Origin of the sequence: Burkholderia paludis (assembly GCF_000732615.1) — a bacterium.
Classification (GTDB): Bacteria; Pseudomonadota; Gammaproteobacteria; order Burkholderiales; family Burkholderiaceae; genus Burkholderia; species Burkholderia paludis.
The window spans coordinates 1-1,154 of sequence record NZ_JPGL01000152.1; the positions used below are offsets into that span (position 1 = coordinate 1).

Genomic DNA, 1,154 nt, shown 5'->3' on the forward strand with positions numbered 1-1,154 from the left:
AGGCCCGTCGACGTGGACGTCGACAGCGAGGTCACCGAGCTATCGGTCGACGAAAGGCCAGTCGACAACGAGGTGATCGAGCTGGTGGCTGACGAGAGGCCCGTCGACGTCGACGTCGACAACGATGTGACCGAGCTATTGGTCGACGAAAGGCCGGTCGACAACGACGTGATCGAGCTGTTCGCCGACGAGAGCCCAGTCGATGTGGAGGTCGACAGCGACGTGATGGAACTGTTCGTCGACGACAGGCCCGTCGAGGCCGACGTCGACAGCGACGTGACCGAACTATTGGCCGACGACAGACCCGTCGAAGTCGAGGTCGACAGTGAGTTGATCGAGCTGCTGGTCGAGCTCAGGCCTGTCGACAACGACGCGATCGCACCGCTCGACGACGAAACCGTGGTCGACAGCGAGTCGACGATCGAATTGGTCGCGTACAGCTGCGAACCGTTAATCGCGTCGGTGCTCGTTGCGGTGATCTGACCCGCTGCGACGTTGGTGACCTGACGTTCCTGGCCCGGTGCGCCGACGCTGACCACGCTGGTCGGATTGCCACCCGCAAATGTCGCGGTGACACCGCCGACCGTACCGGTCGGCGTCGGGTTCGGCGCTGACGTCGTGGAGCCGCTGCCGAGCGCGACATCGCCCGCGTTGTTGGCCACGGCGTTCTGACCAATTGCCACCGTGCCGTTCGCCTTCGCGTTCGCGGTGTCGCCGACCGCGACGCTGCTGGTGCCCGCCGCGCTGGCGTTCACGCCGGCAGCAAGGGCGTTGGTGCCCGTGGCGCCGTCGTTGTTGTAGTTGGCCTGCTGCGTGCCGCCGTCGTTGACGCTGTAGTAATGCGTCTTCGCTGCATTGATCGCCGTCGAGGTCGAGGTCGACAGTGACGTGATCGAGCTGGTGGCCGACGACAGGCCCGTCGAGGTCGATGTCGACAGTGACGTGATCGAGCTGGTGGCCGATGACAGGCCCGTCGAGGTCGACGTCGACAGCGATGTGATCGAGCTGGTGGCCGACGACAGACCCGTCGAGGTCGACGTCGACAGCGATGTGATCGAGCTGGTGGCCGACGACAGACCCGTCGAGGTCGACGTCGACAGCGACGTGATCGAGCTGGTGGCCGATGACAGGCCCGTCGACGTGGACGTCGACAG

At 65.0% G+C, this 1,154-nt stretch carries 1 pseudogene; it reads right to left on the bottom strand.

The features are described from left to right. A pseudogene (locus GQ56_RS46980) lies at positions 1–1,154 on the bottom strand (ESPR-type extended signal peptide-containing protein); the annotation flags it as partial.